Here is a 22,846-nt window from a genome sequence, read left to right as displayed (position 1 = left end):
GTAGGCGCTGTAGCAGTTACCGAACACTGACCAGTTAAATCTGGTAACACTGGAGATGTAGGGGTTTCATCATCATTAACAGTAACTGTTTGTTCGCAAGAAGCTGTATTACCCGCAGAATCTTCTACAATCCAAACAACCGTAGTGTTGCCTAATCCAAATTCAAAGGTTGCAGGGTCAATTGTGTTACTATTTACTTGAGCAATTACCGAAGCGACTGTACAATTGTCTCCTGTAACAGGAGAGCCTAAATTGACTGTCGTTGAACAATTGCCATTACCATCATCTGAAGTACCCGCAGTAACATTACTAGGACAAGTAATTGTTGGGTTAGTAGTATCTCTTATTTGAATTATTTGTTGTACGCTGCTGGTATTTCCACAGTCATCAGTAGCGCTATAAGTTCTTGTAATTTCTATTAATGTAGGTGTATTAGAAGTTATAACATCTATATATGTTATGCTTTCTATAGTACCATTATCTGAAGCCGTATAACCTGTGGTAACATATGTATCCTTAATGTCGGATGATGTTGAAGCACTATAAGGATATCTGGCATTTATAGCTGTAATAGATGTTTCATCACAACCTTCTAACTCCAAAGGAGTTGGAGCTGTGATTATTGGAGCTTCGTTTACATAATCTACATAGTCAATACCAATAATAATTGGTGCTGGGATAGGTGCACCTGTACATACTCCTGTAGTTTCGTAGCCTTGTATTAGCTCTGTTTCAAATTCTTCTCCTGAAATGGCTCCCTCACCTTTTAAGGTACCACTTATGGCAACAGTGGGTTGGAAATTAGTATCTCCTAATACTGTACAATCCGTGGTTACTGTTATTTTAAATCCTAAATTTGCAAGAACTGTATTCGGATCTGCAGGAATAGGCAATGTGCCTAAATCCCAAACTATAGAACCATTTACGCCTTCATTTGGATCATAAACAGGTACGTTTGTAGTCGTTAAAGGAGGATTTACACTAGATGTAATAGTTACATTGTTTGGATCTATAGATACAGGTAAGGGAATAGTAAGTTCGGCATTGTTAATTTCTTCTGTACCAGTATTTCTAATAGCAATTTCAAAATCTGCGTTTTCTCCTGGCTCTAAATTGTTATTTGTAGGTCCTGGAGGAGCACCGTTAATTGAAGTGTTAGCTATTACAATTTCTGGATCTGGAACGAAAGCATCAACCGCAAAAACTAAATTAAAAATAGCAAAACCATCACTACCTGATCCATATCTAAATGAAGTAGATGTTTGACCATTCGCAATTATACTATTTCCTGCATTTGGAATATCAATTGTTAAGATATCAACACCAGTATTGTTTACTAAATTAGGCGTTCTTGAATTACCACCAGTTTCAATACTTGATGTGAAAAAGTTGTTTGTTGCACCATTTATGGTGTTTTCAAGACTTTGATAAGTTCCTGTATTTTGTATTTCAATTTCAAGAAAATCAGAAACAAAGTTAGGCTCACCTTCACCAGCCATTACACCAAGTTTTACATTTACAGGTCCATTCAGTGAAGCTGTAAATCCGCTGGCGTTGAATGAGAACGTTTCGGTACCATTGTTTCCACTTACAAAAGCATGACCATCAAAAACGGTGATGTCTCTCCAATCTAATTGTGGGTTTTCGTATACAACAACCATTCCCCATCCACCAGATAAACCATCGGGAGTTTGAGACCCTTCAGTTAAAGCCATATCTGCAACAAAATACTCACCAACGCCATTAGTTCTTACAAACTGAGTAACATCGGCATATGCCGTATAAAGATTAATGTCAATATCTTCAGGAAAATATAGTTCTGCTCCAGTAAGGGAGGTATTTGCATCTACTACTTGATAGGTAGTATTAACTGGACCTTTTAAAAGAATTTTGCGTTTATCCAAAGATTTAGTAACACCATTTTTAGTAACGTTAAAAGTATTAGGGTCATTATCTCCATCAAGATTGGCATCTGCTCCTGTATCTGCTTTACCAAACCAATAAATTCCTGCAAATACGACATTGGAACAACTAGGTATTGCTCCATTTTCAGTTGAAAAGTTCAATTCAGCCGAAGATGAATTAAATGTGTTGCTATCACCATCAATATCTACATATATCATATTATTGGTGTTAGGCGTGTTATCCGAATAATTCAACAATGTAAGATTGGTGTTCCCCATCATGGCGAAATCACCTTTAACACTATACGTTGTTACCGTTGGAGTTAATTCAGAAGCTCTTGGAGAAAAAGGAACTCTTACTTGGGCCGAAATTGAATTCAAACTCGAAATAACCAAAAAAACAAATAACATCAATTTTATTAGATGTTTTTTAGAGCAGGTTGTGATTTGGTATAACTTTTTCATATGAAAATATTTTAGGAAGCAAAGTATTGCTGAAACAATATCAATAAGTTAATTTTATTTAGACTATATTTTTACTTTATAGTTAATTGTATAATTCATTTTAGCTTATGTAGTTTTCATTTATATTGATAACACAAAGCAACATTAGTGTTAGAAAAACAAACACTAAAATTAAACAGTAATAAAGTTTTTGAGGGGAAAAACAGTGAGGGATCAGTACCGTAAAACAATACCTTTTGTACATTTAAAATTAGATTTGGGGTCATAATTTGTTGTATTTATAGGTACCACAAAAAAAACAAGATGTAATAAGCTGCTCAAAAATACGTGTTATATCACTTATAAATTCGATTAACAGTATAACTGTAACACTTAATCGGTTTTTAGTTGTTTTTTAACGATAGTAATATTTAACCATATATTTCTTTGATTATTAACTTAATTACTGTAATATTTTATTTATTCTTTTAATTTTACGAAGCAAATAAATTGAATTTAAACGATAAAAACAACTATTTATCGATAAAAAAAGCGTTTAATCGGGTATGAAAAGACTAATTATAATAAGACACGCAAAATCATCGTGGGAATTTGATGTCATTGATCACGAAAGGCCTTTGAAGAATAGAGGTATTAGTGATGCTCATTTGGTATCAAAACATTTAAAACAAATGAACTTAAGTGTTGATAAAATACTATCTAGCGATGCGGTTAGAACAAAGTTAACCGCCGATATTTTCGTGAAAAACCTTGGTTTGGAAACATTAGATATAGAGTTCAAGTACAAGTTATATGATTTTGAAGGACGAGATTTGTTGGAAACAGTCAAAAATTGTGATAACACTATAAACACATTAATGATTTTTGGTCATAATCATGCTATTACTGCATTTGTTAATACTTATGGCGATAAGTTTATTGATAATGTTCCTACCAGCGGCGCTGTTATTTTGGATTTCAATATAACTAATTGGAATAGGTTGACTAAAGGGAAGACAGAGGCTTGTATTTTTCCAAGGGATTTTAAAGTCTGATAATTTGTAGGAAAGTTTCTTTTTTCGAAAAAAAGTTAAAATAAATCGATAAAATGATTGTTTTTTACGTTAAAATGTATAAATTAGCGCACTAGAACCACAAATCTATTAGAATGAAAACTAAATCAATCCTACTTAGTTTTAGCTTTTTATTAATGGCAGGTATTTGTTTTGCCCAAAAAAATAAGAATGCAAGAAGTATTATTAGCGATAAAGTAGCAATTAAGAAATACCATAGTAAGGAAGAACTAGACAGGAAACAAAAAGGAGAACTTTTAGTGCTTTATGTTGAAAGAATTGAAAGTCTAGTAAAGCTTATGCCATATATTGCTTTTGCCACTAAACCTGGGGTAACGTTGACTACATTAGGTATACCCAATGATAATGAGAATAGAAAGGTGCTTGATGCTCAATTTGAAGCAACCGATGAATTTCTAGAGCAAAATGAGCAATTTCAAAAACGGATTTTACCTTATTCCGATACGGATGATTTAATTGCTGCTATTTTATTTTATGAAGACACCTTAAAAGCGCTTCATGAGTATAGCGAATTTCATTGATAAGAATAATTATAACATATATTAGGAAGGAGTTGTTTTACAACTCCTTTTTTATTTCAAAAAAACAAATAAATAATTTATTTTAAATATGCATTTCGTCGAAAATATTTAATATTTCGTCTTGGTTGAGTGGTGTTTCGTCGAATTATTTTGTATTTCGTGGATTTTGAGCTATATTTGAGACCTATTAAAGAATGTACCAAATTCTACTGTATTAATCATTAATTATTGATTATGAAAACTATTAAAATCTTAACCTATCTATTACTATTGGTTACCGCCAATGTATTTGCTCAACAAGAAAAAGGAATTGTTGGGAACAACAATTGGTTAGACAATTGGACAGAATTCCAGCCTAATCAAAACAATTACCGAGAGCCTACTCAAATTATCTCTGGTAATATTACAGAAAATACAAACTTATACAAAAGAGACACGTATTTATTAGTAGGTGATGTATTTGTTATAAATAATGCAACACTTACTATTGAGCCAGGAACTGTGATTTTAGCGGATTATACTTCTAAGGCGTCTTTAACAATATCTAAAGGATCTAAGCTTATTGCTAGAGGAACTGAAACAGACCCAATCGTTTTCTCTTCAAATAGAAGTGTAAGGCATGCAGGAGACTGGGGCGGAATTACTTTATTAGGTGATGCTCCTTTAAATAAATTTGGAAATGGATCTGTAGCTAATCTTCATTACAATCTTAGCCCTGAAAATTACATAAATGTAAACTATGGAGGTGATAATACCTGTAGTAATTCTGGTGTATTAAAATATGTTCGAATTGAATATGCTGGTAAAAGAATTAGAGGTGTAGGATATTTAAATGGATTACTTCTAGCTGGTGTTGGAAATGAGACAGTTTTAGATAATATAATGATAAGTTACTGCGCCGGAGATGCATACGAACTGTGGGGTGGTGAAGTAACTTTAAATCAGGTAGTTTCGTATAGAACAAGTAGTAACGATTTTAAGTTTAACTATGGTGTTCAATGTAAATTGAATAATTCTTTAGCTATTCGTTCCCCATATTCTTCTGGAAGCGATGGTTCTAGATGTTTAAAGGTAATGTCTTACGATAAGAAAGAAGAAGTAGATTTTTCTAAGAATGGTACACAGGTAATTGCAAAGAATCTTACTATGTTAAATGATAGTAAAGATTTACAGGCCAATATGGATATGGGACTTATTAATGAAGCCGTTTATGTTGGTATAGGAGCTACACTAGATATGAATAAAAGCGTTATATCTGGGTTTAATCCAGCCGTAATTTTAGATGATCGTATAGTGATTAATCAAGAAAGTCTAGAAAAAGTTAAGTTCACGGATATGTATTTTAACAATTGTAATGGAAACATTTTTGTTGAAAATAATAGTAATAACGATGATTTAGAAAATTGGTATGGTAATGCTGCCTTTTTTAACGTGTATTCGAAGAGTAACAACTTAGAAACCTTCATCGATATTGAAAATCAAAGAAGACCAGATTATAGATTAAGAATAAATAAAATTATTGCCACTAATATAGATTCTGATATCGATGAGTAACTAAGTTGCTTGGATTGATAATTTAGTGGAAAGAAACCATTGTTTAATGAAGAATTTCACGTTAATAACACTAATGCTTTGTGCGTTTACCTTATCATCGGTAAATGCACAAGTTGTTATTGGTAAACCCAATTTAGGATTTACACAAGCTTGTGCAAGTGAATCTTTTAACACCTATAATGTTACCTTTGTATTTTCTCCTCCAGCTGCTTTAACGGGTTCTAATCAGTTTATAATTGAGCTTTCAGATGAAACGGGAGATTTTGCAACACCAACCGTAATTTATTCATCTCCAGCTGGTAGTGTAACCACATCTCCGGCAACACTTACATTTTCTTTACCAACAACTATTGCGGGTGAAGCTTTTAAAATTCGGATAAAAAGTACATCTCCAGCTGCAACAAGTTCTAGCTCTGATTCTTTTGCTGCGTATTATAAAATTCAAGATACACCGTTTACTATCAATAATTTAATAGAGTCAGCTGTTTTTTGTTCTGGTGATAGTTATCTTTTAACAATAGATAACCCCGGTGGACCTATGAATGATTCACCTCTTCAATACCCTTCTTTAACTTTTAATTGGTTTAAGGAAACGAGTGAAACAACATCTGTGTTTGTAGCCTCAGGGCAGAGCTTAGAGGTTACTGAGGCAGGAACATATTTTGCCGAAACTAATTATGGAACTTGTACTTCAAATTCGTTTTCCAATAAAGTAGTTATTACAGAAGCTGCTTCATCCGAAACCAATACTTCGATAAGTTCTTCACTAGGAAACCCGTATTGTCATGAAATTGGACCTACAATTTTAAGTTCAATACAAGGAGAGAGCTATCAGTGGTTTAAAGACGGTGAGCAGATTAATGGTGCAACAGATCAAATGTATGAAACTAATGAAGCAGGAGCCTATTCTGTTATAGTGGATTTAGGGGATTGTTCGGCAACAGCTTTGATAGATTTAGAAAATAGTGGATTTAATAGTAGTATAGATGTTGCGGAAATAAATGAATTAGAGGAAGGAGAAACTTTAACAGCAACGGTTACAACAACGGCTATTAGCCCACAATTTCAATGGTTTAAAGATGAAGTTACTATTGCTGGAGAAACCAACAGTAGTTTAGATATTACAGCGTCTGGAAATTACAAAGTCATTATTACTCAAAATATAGGATGTAGTTCTACAAAAGAATTTGTGTTTAGGGTAACGGAGCAGTTTCCTAATGTAGAAAAAATCCCAAATATTGTTAGTCCTAATGGAGATAATATTAATGATACTTGGATAATACCTAAAGAATTTACTAGCGGTTCTGAAACCCAAGTTATGATTATTAATTCTCAAGGGAAAACTGTGTTAAATACAAATGATTACCAAAATAACTGGCCTGAGAATCTGTCTTTTAAAGATGTTAATCCAGTTTATTTCTATATAATAACCCCAAAAAACTCTCAAACACGTAAAGGATCTATTACTGTTGTAAAGTAAAATGAGCAAATACCTACTATATGTGATTTTATTTCTTAGTCTTTCGAGAATATCATACTCTCAAGAGAATGGTGTTGTTGCGTTAGATTTACCTGTTCGAAATTCTCTAAAATTTAATAGACATGTTGTAAACCCAACATTTAGTTTTGTAAGAGAGCAGAATAAGTACATTAGTTTTAGTAATAAAAGACAGTGGATGCAATTTGAAAATGCACCACAAGCTTATTTGTTTGGTTTTTCAGGTAGGATAAAAGAAAATATTGGAGCTGGTGTAAGTTTGTTTCAGCAAGATTTCGGTGTGCAAACAACTTTTGGTGGAATTTTAAACTTTGCATATAATGCGGTAATAAATAGAGAGAATAATTTAACATTTGGTTTAAACATTGGAGCCTATCAAAGTAGTATAAATGAAGGGAATGTTATTTCGAATTTTCCGGACCCAGCGCTTCAAAATTTACCAAAAAACCTCTTACTTACGGTTAATCCGGGAATTAATTATGGAACCGAATTTTTCGATTTTGGTGTGTCCGTAAATAACTTAGTTTCCTATAATTTTAATACCTCAAAACTTATTGAAGACAACCCAGAACTAGGTTATCAAGCTCATATCATGTATACTGGGTATATGGATAGCAGAGGTTTTTTTGATGAGGCTAAGTTTTCCTCATTAATTACTGCTGAATTAAAAGAAGAAACAACAGTTTTTTCTGGTTTGGCAATGTTAAGTATTCCCAAAGGTCTTTGGGGGCAAATAGGTTACAATACACTTTATGGTGCTTCTGCCGGATTAGGTATTAATATAAGTGAACAAATAGCCGTAGAATATAACTTTGAAAAATCTTTAGGAGAATTATCAGGTTTTGGTAGCTCTCATGAATTTACTTTGGCCTACAGGTTTAAAAATAACAGTAGATATTTGTATAATGGTGATGATGAAGAAAAATCGGTATTTGCAACTAAAAGAAGAAAAAGAAGTGTAGCAAAACGTAATACTTCAAACAATAAAACGAGAACACCAGACAGAAGAAAAATTGCAAATACAAATAATAATGATACTCCAGTAGCTTCTGATAAACCAAAGGATAATGTTGCTGAAGATTCAACAACCCAAACAGAAGTAGTAGAAAATAAAACATCCCAAAGCGAAGAAGAAAGCAGAATACAAGAAGCAACTAATGAAGCTGAAAGAATAGAGAAAGATAGACTTGAGGCTCAAGCAGAAAAAGAAAAAAAGGAGGCAGAAGAGAAGGCTAGATTAGAAGAAGAGAGAAAAGCTCGTATTGAAGCTGAAAGACAAAAAGCGGCGGCAGAAGAAAAAGCTAGATTGGAAGCTGAACGAATTAAAAATGAAGAATTAGAAAGAGCTAAAAAAGAAGCTGAAGCAAAAGAAGAAGAGAGAATTAGAGCTGAGTTGTTAAAGAAAAAACAAGAAGAGGAAGAAAAGGCAAGAATTGAAGCTGAAAGACAAAAAGCAGAAGCAGAAGAAAAAGCAAGATTGGAAGCTGAAAGAATTCGAAACGAAGAATTAGAGCAAGCTAAAATAGAAGAAGAGGCAAGAAGAAGAGCGGAGGAGGCTCAAGCACAGCAACTACCTGAAGTTGACGAAGAAACGGCGGAGTCTATAAATGATTTGAATAAAACCGCTGAAGCATCTAATAATTCTCAAAAGGACTTAATTAAGAAATTAACGGAAAAAGTAGCTATTAAGCAAAAAGACCTCGATGATCTTAAAGAAGAAAATGATTTAAGTGAACAAGGTATTGTTGTTGCGCCTAAGGCATTTAAGAGTGTAACAGCTGAAAATGCTGAAATTGAAAACCTTAAAGAAAGGTTGGATAAAGTCATTGAGGAACAACGCATAAAAATTGAAGAGTTAGAGGCTATTTATATTACTAGAAAGCGCAAAGTACGGGATGATAAAGATCCTCTAAATGCGGCATACTTAAAAGCGATTAATGAATTAAAGGAGCAGCAGTTAACCGCAATAAAGACTAAATCTGATTTGGAAGCCTCTTTGGTAACCATTAAGGCAGCAACAGAAGAAGAAAGAAAACGAAGAATTAAGCGTGCGGCTTATGATAATCAAAAAGATAGATTTAATAAGGATAGTTTAGCTCTTGCTAGAATTAAGAAATTTACTGAAGAAAGTACTGAAAAACTAACTGAATCGGACTTTGATTTTGGTGAAGAACGAAATAATAGCAACATTGAAATCGTCAAAAATGTTAGTCACTCCGAAAGTGGTTATTACATGGTTATTGCTGTACATGATAGCGAAGCTAAAAGAGATGAATTCTTGAAGAAAATGGTAGCTTCAGGAAGAAAGGATGTGAATTTCTTCTTTGATGTGAACTCCAATAAATACTTTATTTATTACGATAAATTTGACAATATCGGTCAAGCCCAAAGGTCATTACAAAATAAGGAGAATGAACCTTATAATGCAAAAATGTCAATAGTTAAGATTGAAAACTAGTAGTTTTTTGATTTCTGTATCTGTATTCAAAATATTACAATAAAGGCTATTTTTACGTTAATCGGTGTTAAAATATGGTTGAAATGCATAAAAAATGAATTTTCGCTTCATTCTTTAATTTAAAATCACGATATTTACTTCGATTAAAAGTTGTTTGTTTAGTTAAACAGCAAATTGGTTATTAATTAACTTACAAATAACTTCAATTGCAATATTTCTTTTAACGCCCCTTAAAAGAGGTAAAAATAACCGCCCATGAAAAAAACTACTTATGTTAACTATAGCATATGCGCTATACTTCTTTTATTGGGAGTGCAAATGTTTGCCCAAAATTATGTGCCCTTTGCTCCAAGATTTAATCAAGATTTAAAAGGAGATATTGTTTTAATAGGAAATAATATTCTAGGTCCTGATAATAACGCATTTAATAATGGTTCTACTTACAACCACACTGTTGATATGCGTTATATTGATATAGATAGTGATGCTTCAACGTTTAGTTCATCTAGTGCAGATTTAGAAATTGCAAACCCAAACTGTTATCAAATAATTCATGCGGGTTTATATTGGAGTGCGGTTAACAGAGGAACAGCTCCTATTGATCAAGTTAGATTTAGGGGACCATCAGGAGGGTATCAAGATGTAACAGGAACAATAGTTTTTGACGCGGGTACAACCTCAGTCGATGGAGGAGATAGCTTCCCATATGCATGTTATGCCGATGTTACAAGTATTGTAACAGGTTTAACCAATAATTTAGGTACTTATACAATTGCCAATGTTTCTTCAGCAGAAGGAAGAAGTCAAGATGCTGGGAATTATACAGGACAATCCGCAGGTTGGTCATTATTTATAGTTTATGAAGATCCTACTGTACCTGGAAAATCCATTACAAGTTTTGATGGTTTTAGTGCCATTAGCGTACCAGGAGGAAATCCAGCACTAGATATACCAGTTTCAGGATTTAGAACTTTACCTGCACCACAACCTGTTAGAGCAAATTTTGCCTTTGCTACTTTAGAGGGTGATAGTCCAATCTTAGGAGACGGATTACGATTAAACGGCTTATCTTTATCTACAACAGATAGACCTGTTAGTAATTTCTTTAATAGTTCTGTTACACAATTAAGTGCGCTTCCAGTAAATAATAGAGTGCCAAATAGCACTAATACATTAGGTTTTGATACTGGTATCATGGCGGTTCCTAACCCAGGAAATGGTGTTATTGCGAATGATGCTACCTCAGCCACAGTAAGATTAGAAACTTCAGGAGATACTTTCTTTCCATATTTCTTTGCTTTGGCAGTTGATATTATTGAACCTAATATTGTCTTAACCAAAATAGTAGAAGATACCTCAGGTTCAAATATTGGAGGGCAAACCGTTAACTTAGGTGATGAACTTAATTACATAATTGGTTTTCAAAACACAGGAAATGATAATGCTACTAATTTAACAATAAGAGATGTTTTACCTGTAAATATTGTATTTAACTATCCTGCAGATATCGTTTCTTTACCTCCAGGAGTAACCATTCAGAGTTATAATGCTGCAACCAGAGAAATAATTTTTGATGTAGATAACTCTGTTGTTGAAGAGTTTGATCCAGCACTAGAGATTAGATTTAGAGTAGAAGTTGTATCCAGTTGTAGTTTACTTGATGATGCCTGCGCAAACGTAATTAGTAATCAAGCTTTCGCTACTTATACTGGAACATTAAACCCCACCTTTACCATATCTGATGACCCAAGTATTAACAACAATACAGGATGTTTACTAACACCTGCGGCGACAAACTTCTTATCAGACCTAAACTGTGAGTTTCGAGAGGAAGTTATTTTATGTGGTGATACTGTTGAACTTACTGCTGGATCTGGATATGATTCGTATTCATGGTCTTCAGATCCTTCCGGAACACCGGTTATTGGAACAGGGCAAACACTAACAGTGAATGCAATTGGAACTTATTATGTTCACAATACAGCTATAGCCCCTTGTCAATCCATAGATCAAATATTTGATGTTATTACGTACGGAGCAGGAGTTCCTAATCCAGTAATACCATTCGCTGATCAGGTAGTTACTTGTCCTAATGACGGAAAAGAATTGCCTAATTTCTTTTTATGTGGTGGAAATGACACGCGAATCATTCAAACGGGTATTACAGATACCTCATCAATGATTTGGGAAAGACTTGATGAGTCTAGTTGTTCTGCAGTTATCAATGCTGATTGTGCTAATGAGGACGCTTCTTGTGTTTGGAATCAAGTAGCAACTGGTCCTGATTATACTATAGATTCAGCTGGACAATATCGATTAACACTTAACTATACAGGAGGGTGTTTTAATCAATATTATTTTAATGTTTATGAGAATGTTTTAGTACCAACGGTAACAACTACAGATATTATTTGTTCAACACCAGGAGAAATAACTGTTGGGGGCGTGCCAAGTGGTTATGAATATAGTATAGACGGCGTTAACTATCAAAACAGTAATATCATTTCGGTTACAACTGGAGGTATTTATACTGTTTATGTAAGACAAATAGGTGTTTCACCTAATCCTTGTATTTTCCAAGTGCCAGATGTACAAATTAGAGAAAGAAACTTTTCGGTATCTACAACAATAAATCAACCTTTATGTAATGGAGATTTAGGTAATATCATTTTGGCAGCAAACGATGTTAGGCCTCAATATTTCTTTTCCATTTATCAAGGAGCTACACTTGTAAATAGTGTAGGACCTATCAGTCCTAATAATTATACTTTTAGTAATTTAAATGCAGGTACTTATACTATTAATGTTTCAACAGAAGATGGCTGTACTTTTACAGATGATATTGAGATAATAGAACCTCCTTTATTAACTGCTACTGCGGCTGTTACACAACCATTAACCTGTAGTGATGGCGAGATAACTGTTTATCCGCAAGGAGGAACAGCGCCTTATTTCTATTTTGTTAACAGTACTACGGTATTTCAAACGGTACCAACTATAGATGTTACAACAGGGGGAACCTTTAATATTACGGTTATAGATTCTAATAACTGTTCTACAAGCGTATCAATTGATATTGATGCAATTCCTCAACCTGACTTTAACATTTTAAGTACAGATATATTGTGTGCAGATAATCCCAATAGTGGTGCTATTGACATTAATGTAACAAACGCAAACGGAAATACATTAAGGTATAGTATTGATAATGGCGTAACATATTCTAGTTCTTCGGCATTTACCGGATTATCTGCAGGAACATATGAGGTGGTAATTGAATATACTTATGGTACAGATGTTTGTCTAACTACACCTCAATCTATTACCATTGATACCGTTGATCCATTAGATGGAACTGCAACAGTTACAACACCTTATACATGTACATCACCAGGTGAAATTACAGTTTCTGGTGTTACAGGAGGAACTTTACCTTATGAATACAGTATTGACGGTGTAAATTACAGGGTATCAAATAGTTTTCCTGGATTAAGAAATGGGACATTTACCGTATACATTAGAGACGCTAATGGTTGTATATTCATAATAGATCCGGTGGTAATTGATCCATTAAATCCTCCGTCAGATTTAGACTTCAGTCATACAGCATTAACATGTCCGACTAATACAGCAACAGTTACATTAACTGCATCAGGAGGTGTGGCACCGTTAGAGTATCAAATTGTTTCGCCTAGTGGCGCGGCTACCTCATATCAGGCAAGTAATACTTTTGCAGGTTTATCTCCTGGAACTTACACGTTTAGGGTAAGAGATGATTATAACTGTGAATATACAGAGTCTTATACCATAGATCCATTGCCATCTATTTCGGTAGTGGGACAGGTAACTGAAAATGTTAGTTGTTTTGGTGCTGCAGACGGGGAAGCAAATTTTGTAGTTTCAAATACAACTAGCTTTACATATACAATTAATGGTGGAACATCAAATACCGGTACTTCTCCAATTAACTTGACTGGGTTATCAGCAGGAAATTATACAATTGTAATTACCGATACTGTTACAAATTGTACGGCAACAGAAACAGTTACGGTAGATACTCCTTCAGCAGCATTATCAGTTTCAACTTCTACTAATGCTTTAACATGTATTTCTGGAGGAAGTGTTACAGTTACAGCTACTGGTGGATGGGGTAATTATACCTATGAATTAGAACAACCTGACACTTCGGTTTTAGGACCGCAAACGAACAATACGTTTTCTAATTTAACTCAGGCAGGAACATATACTGTTACGGTTACAGATGCTAACAACTGTGTAGAAACTGCAACTTTTAATCTTACAACACCAACTAATCCAACCGCAACAATTGATGCAGCTTCAGATTATTGTTATGATCCAGTAAATGGTGCTACTTTGGTTGTGTCGGCTTCAGGAGGTTTACCGCCTTACGAATACAATATTAATGGAGGTGCATTCAATACTAGTAATACATTCACAGGTTTAACTCCGGGCAATTATACAATTGTAGTAAGGGATGCAAATGGTTGTGATGTTACAATAGCAACGCAAACCATTGAGCCGCAATTACAATTAGATGCTACATTAATTAAAGGATTAGATTGTTCAGCAACTCCCGATGGTTCAATTTCTATAACTCCTAATGGAGGAACAGCACCTTACACCTTCGAAGTTAATTACAATGGAGGAGGCTTTACAACTATCACAGGAACTGTTTCACCATATACAGCTTCGGCAGATGGAACATATGAATTTAGAGTAACAGATAGTCAAGGTTGTGTTGCGCAGTCCACAGTAGTTGTTAACCCATTAACTAATCCTACTGCTACTGTTACTGCCGTTAATCCTACTTGTGATGGAGATACGAATGGCTCTGTTCAAATTATACCATCAGGAGGCGTAGGCCCCTATGAATTTAGTTTTAATGGTAGTGGGTTTAGTACAACATCTTTATATGGTACTTTAGCGGCTGGAACCTATAATTATCAGGTAAGAGACGCTAACGAATGTGTTTTTAGTGGTTCAGTTACTTTAACAGCACCTTCTGCTTTAACAACTTCAACAAGTGCAACACCATTTAGTTGTAGTGTTACTAATATTTCGCAACCATCTGTAATAACGGTAACAGTTCCTACCACAGGAACGGCGCCATATCAATATAGTTTTAATGGTTCTGGATTTAGTGCTACTAACACGTTTACCGTTAATGATAATGGTAGCAATCAAACTATAAATTATACAGTAAGAGATGCGCAAGGATGTACATTTACAGATTCAGTTACAATTACTGCATTAGCACCTCCTACAGATTTAACCTTTACAGCAAGTACGGTTACTTGTTCTGCAACAACTAGTAACGTAACAGCAGTTGCTACAGGAGGGGTTGGCACATTAACTTATGAAATAATATTACCAGCAGCTTCTGCAACATCAAATACAACTGGAAACTTTACAGGTTTAGCTCCGGACACATATGTGTTTAGAGTTACCGATGCCAATGGGTGTTATTACGAAGAATCTTTAATAATAGATCCTGTTATTAATTTAGGTGTTATTGGTGCGTTAATTAGTGATGTAAGTTGTAATGGTGGAAATGATGGAGCTGTAACATTTACAGTATCAGATTTTGGAAGTACTTATAGTTACACCATAAATGGAGGAACAACTATTACAGGGCAAACTTCTTCAACAATAGCACTAACAGCATTAACAGCTAATACTTACACTATAGTTGTAACAGATGAAGCAACCAATTGTACGGATACTGTGGCGGTTACTGTTTCAGAACCTTCAACGCCTTTGTCTTTTTCAGCTTCATCAACAAATGTGTTCTGTACTAATGATGAATCACAAATTACAGTTACTGCAACTGGAGGAACCCCAAATTATAGATTTGCGGCAGTAGTTTCTGGTGCTCCAGCTCCTTTAGCAGGTGCTTACACATCAACAAATACGATTACTGTAGATACGAATTCAGGAACAGATCTTGTTTGGGATGTCTACGTTAGAGATATAAACGATTGTGAATTTATGCAATCGGTTACTATTACAAGTGATGGTTTACCAACTTTAAATCCTATAGCCACACAGTGTTATGACGGAACTGATTTCAATGTAACTTTATCAGGAACAGTTTCAGTTGGTACTGCAGAATACAGCATGGGTAGTGGTTATCAAGCAAGTCCAACATTTACAATTACCGGACCTGGAACGTACACTTTTACAATACGTGATGGAAATGGTTGTACTGCAACACAGTCATTGGTGGTTGAGCCAAGTTTATTGGTAAGTGCTTTGCTAACAAAAGATTTAACATGTTCGGTTCCAATGGATGCTACAATAGATGTAACAATTTCAGGAGGAACAGGTACATATACTAGCTACGAAGTATCAACGGATGGTGGTACAACATATAATCCAGTGCTACCAACGCCAGTAGGAGCTTCATTTACATATACAACATCCATAGCAGGAACATACCAGTTTAGAATTACGGATTCCAATTCTTGTCAAGAGGAAACTAATGGTATAACGGTTTCTGCACCTGTAAATCCAAGTATTACTAGTATAACTCAAATAGCAGATGTATTATGTAGTGGAGAATCTACAGCAGCAATAGATATTGTTTATGATAATACACAAGGTGTCCCACCTTTTACTATAAATGTAAATAATGATACAACAAGTACGGATTATGGAACTCAAACTAGTGGACTTCCAGCTGGCACATATACTATTACTTTAACAGACGGAAATGGTTGTACAGATACCGATACAATTACAATTAGTGAACCAAACCCTATTTCAATGTCCCATTCTGTAACTCCAATTACCTGTGGTGTAGGAGGTGTATCTTTAGGGGAAATTATAATAAACTCTGTTTCAGGTGGCACACCAAATTACAGTTATCATGTTACAGGGGTAAATGGATATGATGTTGAATTAACTAACCAGACGGGAGCATCAGCTGTTTTTCAAGTTGTGGATTTTGGTTTATATGAAATAATTATAACAGATGCCAACGGCTGTACCTATTTAGAACAAAATATTTTAGTAGCTTCTCCACCAGACGATTTAGATATTGTAGTGACCTCTCCACCAGCAGACTGTTCAACCGGTGGTTCTGCAACAGTTAGTATTGGTGCAGCAACTACTTTAACGGGAACAGGACCTTTCTATTTTGCAATTTATACAGGACCAGGAATGGTTTGGGATGGCATAGTTGGTGGATCTGCTATATGGCAATTAGGAACAGGAAGTCCAGCTTCAACAACTTTTACTAATTTAATTCCAGGTGCAACCTATACCTTTATAGTTTATGATGACGATACTAATTGTTACTATTTTGAGCAATCTACGCTTCCAGTACCTACCAATTCTACTTTAACAACAAGTGCTCTTGTTTCAAACAACATAACTTGTACAGGCAGTGCAGATGGAAATGTGAGTTTTGATATTAATAGTACATATGGAATTGGAACACCTGTTACGTACGAGATTTTTGAGTCACTTTCATTAACAACTACGGGTATAACAGGGTCTGGAACAGTACCTGCAAATGGTACGCTATCTGTAACAAACTTAGGTCCGTTGCCTTTTGGAGATTATATTGTTGTTGTAACTGAAACTGGTAGTGCAACGAATGCAGGATGTAGTGTAGCTACAACGAACTTTCAGATTACGGAATCTGCAATTTTATTAACAGTAACGGCAGATGCTACAAGAAATGAAAACTGTAATGAATTAGGTATAATTACGGTTACAGCACAACATGGAACTGGGCCTTATGAGTATCAGGCAGTAACTTCAGGTTCTGGGACACCAGCTACTTGGGTAAGTACTAATTCTTTTGACTTAGCCGCTGGTACTTATGACCTTTATGTAAGAGATGCATATGGATGTATTCAATTTGATACAGAAACAGTAATAAGAGATGCTGATCCTACTTTAGCGCCAATTTCACAACAATGTTTTAATGGAACTCCAATTAGTGTAACACTTTCTGGTACGGTATCAGTTGGTCCAGCTTCATACAGCATGGGAGGCGCATTCCAAAGTAGCCCAACATTCTCTATTACAACATCGGGTACATATACATTTACAATACAAGATGCTAATGGATGTACAGCAACACAAAACTTAGTAGTGGAGCCACAATTAGAACTATTAGCAACTTTAACCAAAGATTTAGATTGTACCGTAACTCCAGATGCCTCAATTACATTTACTGCAACTGGTGGAACAGGTACATATACCACTTTTGAAGTAGATTATAATGGAGGCGGCTTTGTTCCTACTGGAGGTTCACCATACACAGCAACAGCCGCGGGAACATATCAATTTAGAGTTACAGATAGTCAAGGCTGTATTGCTGTATCAAATATTATAACTGTAGATCCTTTAGTGAACCCAACCGCTTCAGAAACGCATATTGATGTAAGTTGTAATGGAGGTAACGATGGCAGTATTACAGTTACAGCATCAGGAGGAGTTGGTCCTTATGAATATAGTATTGATAACGGCGCTACTTTTGTTACTACTAATGTGTTTACAGGCTTAACAGCGGCAGGAAGTCCTTATAATGTTGTTGTGAGAGATAGTAAAAGTTGTACTTCTGTTGCCATTCCGGTAACTATAGATGAGCCTACAGTTGTAACTGCAGGATTAGTATTAACTCAAGGTCTAACTTGTGGAACTTCAAATTCAACACAAGCAGCTATATTAACAGCTACAGGATCTAATGGAACGCCTCCATATATGTATAGTTTTAATGGAGGAGCATTTACATCAACAAATACATTTACAACTAATACAGCTGGTCTAGTATCAGTTGTTGTAAGAGATGCTAATGGGTGTTTAAGCGTTGCAGCAACAGAGACGGTTCCTGCTTTAGACCCACCAACAGATTTATCATTTGTATCAACTCCAATTACTTGTACAAGCACTACAAGTACAGTAACATTAACTGCCACAAACGGCGTAGCTCCTCTTAGTTATGAAATTTTAGCTCCTGCTAGTGCAATAACTTCTAATACCACGGGAATATTTGCAGGTTTAGCTCCAGATACGTATGTATTTAGAGTTACAGATGCCAATAATTGTTATTATGACGAAGCTTATACCGTAGATCCAGTAACAAACATTGCAGTAATTGGAAATTTAGATAATAACGTAAACTGTAATGGAGGAAATGACGGAGAAGTAACATTTACAGTTTCTGGTTTTTCAACAACCTATAGTTATACTATTAATGGAGGAACACCTGTTACAGGCGCATCAGCATCAACAATTCCTTTAACTGGTTTAGTGGCCAACACATATACGATAATTGTAACTGATGATGCAACTGATTGTACTGCTACGGTTGATGTAATCGTAACAGAACCAAGTTTATTAGCACTTACAGAAACATCAAATGTAAATGCAAACTGTAATATTGGTTCGCAAGTAACAGTTACGGCAAGCGGAGGAACTGCACCATATACGTATGCTTTTGTTCAGGATGGTACAACTCCAACAGCTGGGGATTATACTACAAGTGATTCACGAGTTTTAGATCCAGCAGTAGATACAGATTGGGATGTTTATGTACTAGATGCCAATGGGTGTCCTTTTATGATTGATGTCATAATTGATACAGATCCTTTACCATCTGCAACTGTTCCAACTTTTGCTGCCAACCAGTGTGACTTAACTGGACCATATACCTTTACTGTTACTAGTCCAACAGGAATTGCTCCTTTTGATTACAGTATTGATGGCGGATTGTCCTACCAAACTAGTCCAACATTCTCCGTAGTCACTCCGGGAACTTATACAGTTACCATAAGAGATGGAAATGGGTGTACTACGAATTTACCAACTACTATAGATATTTATACAGGATTAGATATTGCTGCTGCCATTACAACATTACCTTCATGTAGTAATGATGATGGAGAGGTTACTGTTACAGGTTCTGGAGGAACAGGTACTTACTCTTATAGTATTAGCCCAAGTACCGGAATTACACTGACTGGTAATACATTTTCTGGATTGGCTTCAGGAACGAATTACACTATTACACTAACAGACATAACCACGTCTTGTACTACAGACACCACTGTGATTTTAGATGCTGCAACACCAGTAACATTTACTACCTCAGTTACTGATGTATCTTGTACTTCTGGAAATGATGGTACCATTACTGTTAACTTACCAGCTAGTAATGATAACCCTGTGTATACATATGAAATAATTGCACCTATTACAGTAGGACCACAAGCTTCCAATATATTCCAAGGTTTAAGTGCCGATACATATACAGTTCGTGTAACTTCTGGAAGAAATTGTTTCTTAACTAGAGATGTTGTTGTTGGAGAGCCCGCACTATTAACTGTTTCAGGTTCTGCAACCGATTATTCTTGTACAGCATTAAATGTGGTGAACACCTCTGCACTTACCATTTCAGAAGTAGGAGGGACGGCACCATTTACTTATAGTATAGATGGAAGTAATTATTTTAGTTCAAACATCTTTGATATTATTGACACAGGAAGTGTACAGAACATAAATATTTACGTAAGAGATGCTAACAATTGTATAGCTTCTAATACAGTAACCATAAACCCACTACCAACTTTAACTGCTGCCGCGGTAATAGCTGCAACTCCAATTGATTGTAATAATACAGGAACTGTGAGCATTAGCGTAACAGGTGGTTCGGGTAATTTCTCTTACCAAATGTTGCCTAGTGGAACACCGCAAGCTTCAAACGTCTTTAATATTACCGACCCTGGAGATTACTTTTTCCAAGTAAATGATTTAACAACTGGTTGTACAATTACTACAGCAGCATTTACTGTTGCTCCGTACCAAACAATTGATGCTGTGGCTACAACCACAACAGATATTACTTGTTTAGGAGATAATAATGGTACTTTTGAACTTAATGTAACAGGATATTCCGGAAATTATACATATGAAGTATATGATAGTAATAGTGGATTATCAGTAATAGCGGCAACACCTGCCAATACATCAACAAATCCTTTGACTATTTCAGGTTTAGCTGGAGGTAACTATTATGTTGAAGTAATTGAAACCGATAGTCCGTTCTGTAGTGTGATTTCTAACACGTTTACAATTGACTCACCTTCAGATCCTTTAGATGTTATTGCTACAGAAACATCAAGTGTAACCTGTGATAATAACATAGGAACGATAACAGCCGTAGCAACTGGAGGTTGGGGAACTTATGAGTACGAACTTACAGGAGCCGCAACTGTAGCTTATTCAACTAATGCTACATTTACAAATTTATCAGCTGGTTCGTATACTGTAAACGTACGTGATGCTGCTGGGTGTATAGATTCATATAATATTACATTAGACCTACCAGCACCAATTAATGCTACGGCTATAGCAACGCCATCTACATTAAATTGTTTTGGAGATGATAATGCAACAATAACAGTTAATACGGTTACTGGCGGACAGGGTAGTAATTACAGTTATACCTTGAATATGGTTACACCAACGGCAAGTGCTTCTGGTCCGCAATCCTCTAATATTTTTACAAATTTAGGTCCGGGAACTTACACTGTCACTATTACAGATGGTTATAATTGTTCATTTACAACTCCGTATATTGTAATAACAGAGCCAAATCAAATTCAGGCTTCTTTAGTTAGAGCTTCGGGGCTAACGTGTACAACGGATGCTACATTAACACTTAGTGCAACAGGAGGAACAGGTATTTATGAGTATAGTGATTCAGATAGTTTTACTACAATTTTAGGTACGTTTACATCGTCTACTACGTTTTCCGTTACTCCAGGCGACTATATGTATTACGTAAGAGATGCTAATGGATGTGTGTCCTCAATATCTAATCAGATAAGCGTTGATCCTTTACCGACATTAACTTTAGATTTAGATACATCTAATGCGAGTATTAATTGTGCGGGTGATACAACAGGAGTAATTGTAGCGACAGCGCAAGGAGGTATGGGAAGTTATGTGTACACTTTACAAGATACTATGGGTAACGCCATACCAGCAACACAAAATAGCCCAGGAGTATTTACAGAACTAGCCCAGGGGGATTATAGAGTATATGTAGAAAGTGGAGATTGCGTATTTACATCTGCAACTATTAATATAACAGAACCTAGTCTTCCTCTACAAGTAAACTTTAATACTTCGGATGTCACCTGTAGTGGAGAGAATAATGGTATTCTTGAAATCATTGCAACTGGAGGCACAGGAGTTGTTAAATATGCTATTTCGCCTCAATTAAATCAATTTTTTGATGACGCCATTTTTGAAGATTTAGCGCCAGGTAATTACCAAGCACTTGTGCAAGATGAGTTAGGTTGTTTTGTTTTATTCGATTTTACAATCAACGAACCGGCACCGGTATTAATCACTATTGTTCCTAATTCAATAGTTCCAGAAGTTTGCGAAGGAGATATGGACGGAGAGTTTAGTATTGATATCTCTGGAGGTACATTACCATATAGCGTAGCTTTAGATGATGTTAATGGCACTTACACCACAGGAGGTGCTACTCAAACTTTATTTGATTTTACCAATTTAAGCGGTGGAGACCATATTGTTTACATAAGCGATGCAGAAGGATGTACTTCTGAATGGAATATCACTTTTCCAGAATCAGTTCTTTTAGATCCTCAGGTTAGCATTGAGTACTGTACAGATGTTGCAGATGCTACTAGCAACAGTGTAACGGTTTCCATTGATGCTAGTGTTAATCCTGCCGATGTAGATTATTCTTTAGATGGTGTTAATTTTCAAGCAAGCAATGTATTTGTAGATGTAGCACCTGGTTTAAACAGAACAATTACAGTAAGGCATACAAATGGCTGTGAACAAGTTGTTGTATTTGATGTTAATCAATATAACCCGTTACAAATTGCACTTAGTGATGGTGGCTTAAATGAAATAGAGGCACAAGCTACAGGAGGATCCGGACCTTACGAATATGCCGTACAACGCGTTAACGAAATAGACTTTGAACCATATCAAGATACTGGAACATTTATAATTTATGAATCAGGAGAATATACAGTTACCGTTACAGATAGTAATGGATGTGTGGCCACTGCCACCAGATATTTTGAATATATAGATGTGTGTATTCCTAATTACTACACTCCTGCGAGTGGAACTGATGGTTGGGGACCAGGTTGTACGTCTCAATATCAAAATCTCACTGTGGACATTTTTGATAGATACGGAAGAGTAATAGCAACATTAAAAGTAAATCAGAAATGGGATGGTAATTATAATGGTAGACCTTTACCTTCTGGTGATTACTGGTACGTACTTAAGTTAAACGACCCTAGAGATGATAGAAATTTTGTTGGTCACTTTACACTATATAGATAGTT

General features: G+C 35.4%; 7 protein-coding genes. 6 read left to right on the top strand and 1 reads right to left on the bottom strand.

The features are described from left to right. A partial coding sequence (locus FUA24_RS20945) for an HYR domain-containing protein (protein ID WP_148544999.1) occupies positions 1 to 2,369 on the bottom strand: 2,369 nt, incomplete at its 3' end. Positions 2,370 to 2,914: 545 nt separating this feature from the next. On the opposite strand from FUA24_RS20945, the gene FUA24_RS20940 reads away from it, so the two are divergent. The 6 genes from FUA24_RS20940 to FUA24_RS20915 all read left to right on the top strand — a co-directional run bounded on the left by FUA24_RS20940 (position 2,915) and on the right by FUA24_RS20915 (position 22,844). Then, positions 2,915 to 3,403: a SixA phosphatase family protein gene (locus FUA24_RS20940; protein WP_148544998.1), complete on the top strand. Its 489-nt coding sequence runs from the start codon at positions 2,915 to 2,917 to the stop codon at positions 3,401 to 3,403. 113 nt (positions 3,404 to 3,516) lie between these two features. Further along, on the top strand, positions 3,517 to 3,963 hold the full coding sequence (locus FUA24_RS20935; protein WP_148544997.1) for a hypothetical protein: 447 nt from the start codon (positions 3,517 to 3,519) through the stop codon (positions 3,961 to 3,963). Between the two features lie 234 nt (positions 3,964 to 4,197). Then, positions 4,198 to 5,517: a hypothetical protein gene (locus FUA24_RS20930; RefSeq protein ID WP_187388348.1), complete on the top strand. Its 1,320-nt coding sequence runs from the start codon at positions 4,198 to 4,200 to the stop codon at positions 5,515 to 5,517. A gap of 46 nt (positions 5,518 to 5,563) precedes the next feature. After that, positions 5,564 to 6,997 (top strand): T9SS type B sorting domain-containing protein, encoded by a 1,434-nt coding sequence (locus tag FUA24_RS20925; protein WP_148544996.1) that lies wholly within the window; start codon positions 5,564 to 5,566, stop codon positions 6,995 to 6,997. Between the two features lies 1 nt (position 6,998). Continuing rightward, complete coding sequence (locus tag FUA24_RS20920) at positions 6,999 to 9,473, top strand: PorP/SprF family type IX secretion system membrane protein (RefSeq protein WP_148544995.1); 2,475 nt, start codon at positions 6,999 to 7,001, stop codon at positions 9,471 to 9,473. Positions 9,474 to 9,728: 255 nt separating this feature from the next. Continuing rightward, on the top strand, positions 9,729 to 22,844 hold the full coding sequence (locus tag FUA24_RS20915; protein ID WP_148544994.1) for a T9SS type B sorting domain-containing protein: 13,116 nt from the start codon (positions 9,729 to 9,731) through the stop codon (positions 22,842 to 22,844). The last annotated feature ends 2 nt before the right edge of the window (positions 22,845 to 22,846 follow it).

This window comes from Seonamhaeicola marinus (assembly GCF_008085455.1).
Note: the sequence above shows the minus strand (reverse complement) of the source record. Positions and strands in the feature narration are given on the sequence as shown.

Excerpts from the sequence above, each read along its gene's own strand:
- FUA24_RS20940 (WP_148544998.1), top strand. The coding sequence starts at position 2,915 with ATGAAAAGACTAATTATAATAAGACACGCAAAATCATCGTGGGAATTT.
- FUA24_RS20935 (WP_148544997.1), top strand. The coding sequence starts at position 3,517 with ATGAAAACTAAATCAATCCTACTTAGTTTTAGCTTTTTATTAATGGCA.
- FUA24_RS20930 (WP_187388348.1), top strand. The coding sequence starts at position 4,198 with ATGAAAACTATTAAAATCTTAACCTATCTATTACTATTGGTTACCGCC.
- FUA24_RS20925 (WP_148544996.1), top strand. The coding sequence starts at position 5,564 with ATGAAGAATTTCACGTTAATAACACTAATGCTTTGTGCGTTTACCTTA.
- FUA24_RS20920 (WP_148544995.1), top strand. The coding sequence starts at position 6,999 with ATGAGCAAATACCTACTATATGTGATTTTATTTCTTAGTCTTTCGAGA.
- FUA24_RS20915 (WP_148544994.1), top strand. The coding sequence starts at position 9,729 with ATGAAAAAAACTACTTATGTTAACTATAGCATATGCGCTATACTTCTT.